The 4,749-nt window shown below is 64.9% G+C and carries 5 protein-coding genes; 2 read left to right on the top strand and 3 right to left on the bottom strand.

The window, feature by feature from the left end:
- The 3 genes from AC1DYX_RS28015 to AC1DYX_RS28005 form a co-directional block, all read right to left on the bottom strand.
- Window positions 1–421 (bottom strand): GMC family oxidoreductase N-terminal domain-containing protein (locus tag AC1DYX_RS28015; RefSeq protein WP_477265011.1); only part of this gene is annotated, 421 nt, incomplete at its 3' end.
- Window positions 418–939: a twin-arginine translocation signal domain-containing protein gene (locus AC1DYX_RS28010; RefSeq protein ID WP_477265009.1), complete on the bottom strand. Its 522-nt coding sequence runs from the start codon at window positions 937–939 to the stop codon at window positions 418–420. The genes AC1DYX_RS28015 and AC1DYX_RS28010, both read right to left, overlap by 4 nt.
- Window positions 940–1,264: 325 nt before the next feature.
- Window positions 1,265–2,023: an RNA methyltransferase gene (locus AC1DYX_RS28005; RefSeq protein WP_477265007.1), complete on the bottom strand. Its 759-nt coding sequence runs from the start codon at window positions 2,021–2,023 to the stop codon at window positions 1,265–1,267.
- A 172-nt stretch (window positions 2,024–2,195) separates the two neighbouring features.
- On the opposite strand from AC1DYX_RS28005, the gene AC1DYX_RS28000 reads away from it, so the two are divergent.
- The gene (locus AC1DYX_RS28000) at window positions 2,196–2,975 is read left to right on the top strand and encodes an inositol monophosphatase family protein (protein WP_477265013.1); all 780 of its coding nucleotides are present in this window, start codon (window positions 2,196–2,198) and stop codon (window positions 2,973–2,975) included.
- A gap of 492 nt (window positions 2,976–3,467) precedes the next feature.
- A partial coding sequence (locus AC1DYX_RS27995; protein ID WP_477265005.1) for a DEAD/DEAH box helicase occupies window positions 3,468–4,749 on the top strand: 1,282 nt, incomplete at its 3' end.

The raw sequence follows: 4,749 nt of genomic DNA, 5'->3' as shown, positions 1-4,749 counted from the left end.
CCTCGGTACAGGTCGCGAGGCCGTAGTGCTGTTGCCAGAACGCGAGCGTCGTGGGCGGCGTGCGGAAGCTGGACGTCCAGTTGACGGTCGTCGAGCCGCCCACGGTGCGGCCCTGGAAGATGTTGATGCCCTTGTCGCGCGTCTTGCGCGCCGCCGATTCCTGATACAGCTTCGGATAGGCTTCGGCCTCGCGCATGTTGAAGTCGCGCGAGGATTGCAGCGCGCCCTCCTCGACGATGACGACGGACAGGCCGGACAGCGCGAGGATCTCGGCCGTCACGCCACCGCCGGCGCCACTGCCGACGATGACGACATCGGCGGACAGGTCGCCGTCTGCCGTCGCGCGTGCGCCATCGATCACCGTCCAGCCGCGCGCCAGGCCGGCCGCGACCGGATCGGGGATTACGGTGTCCTTGCTCATACCAGTTCCTTCAACGGTCCGGGAAAGCCGATGGCATCCCAGTGCGCAGGGTCGCTGTACCAGGCACCGAGCACGAGGTCGTGCAGCGCCGCATAGGCCGTGCGCAGCAGGGCGAAGCGGTGCGTACGCCAGTCCTGCAGGAAGGCCGCGACGTCGGCTTCCTTTGCCGTCGCCCAGCCGCCTGCAACGCCGGTGAGGAGACGCCGCGCCGGGGCGAGCGCGAGCAGGCCGAACAGGTCCTGCGCTTCCTGCTGGGCGTGCAGCGGCAGGCCGAGGATGGCCTGGTGCACGCGGTCCGTCGTCGCGGCGATGGCCCCGGCGCGCTCGGCCGGCGCGGCCGGCAGCGCGCCGGCGAGGATCGCGGGAACAATGGCGCCGAGCGCGGCGCGCGCCTCACCGTCGAGCACGAAGCCGCGCGGTGGCGCCGGGTGCGTGACGCGATACCAGCCGCCGCCGACGGCCAGCACGGCGGCCGACAGCAAACCGGCTTTCAGGAAGGTTCTGCGGGACGTGTCCATTGCCTGCCCTTTATCGATGTTTCTTAAAGTGTAAGCGAAACGACCGACGGCACGACTGGGTGGAACTAGAGAATCGCGTCTAGGAATCCCCGGAATAAAATTCGGGGTCAGAGCACTTTTTCGGACAATGCCCCGCTGATCAGAGCGCCAGTATCGCCGCCCGATGACAACTCCAGTCCTGGTTCGGCGGCGGGGAACCATTCGTCGCGGCAGCCGATTGATCGGGAGTGCGTTTCGTTCAACTGAGAACTTGCACAAAAAAGTGCTCTGACCCTGAATTGCGGCCGAAATGTGCTCTGACCCCGAATTTTACTGACCCCGAATTTTAGCCCTGGCGGTCACGCAGTATCTGCCGAGCAATACCCCGCAAAATATTGACCTCTTCCGTCTCCAGCTGGGTACGCGCGAACAGGCGCTTCAGCCGCGGCATCAGTTTTTTCGGGTTGTTGGCGTCGAGGAAGCCGATCGTCACCAGCGCCTCTTCCAGGTGGGCATACATGCCTTCGATCTGCGCGACGCTCGCGGCCTCCCCGTGGAAGCCGATACCTTCCTGCGTGCGGTTTTCCCCTTGCGCGGCCAGGCGGCACTCGTAGGCGAGCACTTGCGCGGCCTGGGACAGGTTCAGCGACGAGTATTCCGGATTGGCCGGGATGTTGATCAGCACGTTACACCGCTCGACGATCTGGTTCGGCAGGCCGAAGCGTTCGTTGCCGAGTATCAGCGCCGGACGCAGGTGGGCGTCCCCGGCCGCGTGCGCGGAAAATTCGCGCGGGCTCCAGACGGGCGGCGAAAACTCGCGCAGCCGGGCCGACACGGCCGCCGCGAAATTGCAGCCATCGAGCGCCTGGCCGATGGAATCCACGATCTGCGCGCCCTGCAGCACGTCGAGCGCGCCGCTGGCGAACGCGACGGCTTCCGGGTCGTGCAGCGGATCGTTGCAGCGCGGGGCCACGAGCACGAGGTCGGAAAAGCCCATCGTCTTCATGGCGCGGGCCACCGAGCCGACGTTGCCGGCGCGGCTCGTTTCCACGAGCACGAAGCGTAGACGTTTGAAAAGAGAAGAGACAGTTTCGGTCGGGTTCATTTAAAATAGCGCCATCGCGCGGTGACGAGTGCGTTGGAATGCGGGCAGGAAGCTCGCGATTTTAACGGCTTCGGCACCGCTTTGCTCTTTAATTATTTCTCGTTCAGATCGTTCACGGCGCCAACGCGCGGTGGGCGTCAGCATATTTTTACGGAAGCCCTCTATGCATCCCATGCTCAACACGGCCATCAAGGCCGCCCGCCGCGCCGCGACCGTCATCAACCGCGCATCCTTCGACCTGGATCGCATCACCGTCAGCGAAAAGAGCCATAACAACTTCGTCACCGACATCGACCAGGCCTCGGAACAGGCGATCGTCGAAACGTTGCTGAAAGCCTACCCCGACCACGCCATCCTCGGCGAGGAATCGGGAGCGACCGCGAACCTGAACGACGAGAGCGAATACGTCTGGATCATCGATCCGATCGACGGCACCACCAACTTCCTGCACGGCTACCCCAACTACTGCATCTCGATCGCGCTGCAACAGCGCCGCGTGATCACGCAGGCCGTCATCTACGACCCGGTCCGCAACGACCTCTTCACCGCCACCAAGGGCGCCGGCGCCTACCTGAACGACAAGCGTATCCGCGTGCGCAATCCGGACCGCATCAACCGCGCGCTGATCGGCTCCGGCCATGGCCAGGAGCCGCGCCACCTCGCCGAATACCTGCGCATGTACGAAGTGGTGGCCCCGCGCTGCCACGGCCTGCGCTCGAGCGGCTCGGCCGCGCTGGAACTGGCCAACGTGGCCGCCGGCCGCGTCGACGGCTTCTTCGAGAAAGGTCTCAAGATCTGGGACATCGCCGCCGGTTCGCTGCTCGTGACCGAGGCGGGCGGCATCGTCGGCGAGTTCAACGGCGAGTCCGAATACCTGAACAAGGGCGACGTCATTGCGGCCGGCCCGAAGGTCTTCGCCGGCATGGTCAACCTGCTGCAGCCGTTCGCCTGAGCGGGCGAACGCCAATTCGTGTAATGGCGTAAAATACGCAACGTGTAAGTCCGGGGAATGCTGCGGGCCTTGCTGGCCACGCGGCTTTCCTCCGCAGGCAGCATTATCGACCTGCCACTTTGCCTCCGGCACCCACGAGGTGCCGCGCCCCCGCTTCCACCGGCCCTGTTGCATTAACACGGGCCGCGCTAAAAATTTCCATAGCGAAACATAATTAATTATAATCAGCGTGATCGTTGACGTTTGGACACCTCGAAAAACCGTCGCGAGCGGCGGCAAGGCTGTGGGAGAAGCGCAGCTGTACGAAAGTACAGCGAGCATCGCAGCACAGCATCGCAACGCGCAGTAGGTTTTTCGACGTGTCCCGTGTTGACGGTCGCGTCTTGGTGGACCGGCTCCAGTACCGGTCGCCCTGTGTGTAATCCGATCGGCCGGACTGGCGTTTTTGCTGCAAAAAGCAGGAAACGACGGGCCGATCCCTACCAGAAAACTATGTCATTCAATTCTCTCGGTCTGTCCGACGCCATCGTGCGTGCCGTCACTGAAGCGGGCTATACCGCGCCGACTCCGATCCAGGCCCAGGCGATCCCTGCCGTGCTGGGTGGAGGCGACCTGCTGGCGGGCGCCCAGACCGGCACCGGCAAGACCGCCGGCTTCACGCTGCCCGTGCTGCACCGCCTGTCGACCGACAAGGTGGGCACGGCACTGACGAACAAAACGTCCAAACGCGCGATCCGTGCCCTCGTGCTCGCCCCGACCCGCGAACTCGCGGCCCAGGTCGAAGAAAACGTGCGCACCTATGCGAAGCACACGAACCTGAACTCGGCCGTGATCTTCGGCGGCGTGGGCATCAACCCGCAGATCAAGCTGCTGGCCAACGGCGTCGACATCCTCGTCGCCACGCCGGGCCGCCTGCTCGACCACGTGGGCCAGGGCACGATCAAGCTCGACAAGATCGAGATCCTGATCCTGGACGAGGCCGACCGCATGCTGGACATGGGCTTCATCCACGACATCCGCAAGGTCCTGGCCGTGCTGCCGCCGAAGCGCCAGAACCTGCTGTTTTCGGCCACGTTCTCGGACGAGATCAAGGCCTTGGCCGACCGTCTGCTGAACAATCCGGCCTCGATCGAAGTGGCACGCCGCAACTCGACCGTGGAAGTGATCGCCCAGAAGATCCACCCGGTCGACCGCGACAAGAAGCATCCGGTGCTGGCGCACCTGATCAAGTCGAACGGCTGGAAACAGGTGCTCGTGTTCACCCGCACCAAGCATGGCGCGAACAAGCTCGTCGAGCAGCTGGGCAAGGACGGCATCGGCGCGATGGCGATTCACGGCAACAAGAGCCAGTCGGCGCGCACCAAGGCGCTGGCCGAGTTCAAGGACGGCAGCCTGACGGCACTCGTCGCCACCGACATCGCCGCGCGCGGCATCGACATCGACCAGCTGCCGCACGTGGTCAACTACGACCTGCCGAACGTGCCGGAAGACTACGTGCACCGCATCGGCCGCACGGGCCGTGCCGGCGCCACGGGCGAGGCCGTGTCACTCGTCTGCGTGGACGAACACCAGATGCTGAAGGACATCGAAAAGCTGATCAAGCAGACGCTGCCGCGCCACGTGATCCCGGGCTTCGAACCGGATCCGAGCGCAAAGCCGCAACCGATCCAGCTGCGCAGCGGCGACCGAGGCCATCCGGGCCGCGGCCGACCTGGCGGCAACCGCCCTGCCGGCACTGGCGCGGGCGCCGCGGCCGGCAGCAAGCCGCGCGTGC

Source organism: Massilia sp. P2_C2 (genome assembly GCF_056404615.1).
Note: the sequence above shows the minus strand (reverse complement) of the source record. Positions and strands in the feature narration are given on the sequence as shown.

Excerpts from the sequence above, each read along its gene's own strand:
- AC1DYX_RS28005 (WP_477265007.1), bottom strand. The coding sequence starts at position 2,023 with ATGAACCCGACCGAAACTGTCTCTTCTCTTTTCAAACGTCTACGCTTC.
- AC1DYX_RS28010 (WP_477265009.1), bottom strand. The coding sequence starts at position 939 with ATGGACACGTCCCGCAGAACCTTCCTGAAAGCCGGTTTGCTGTCGGCC.
- AC1DYX_RS28000 (WP_477265013.1), top strand. The coding sequence starts at position 2,196 with ATGCTCAACACGGCCATCAAGGCCGCCCGCCGCGCCGCGACCGTCATC.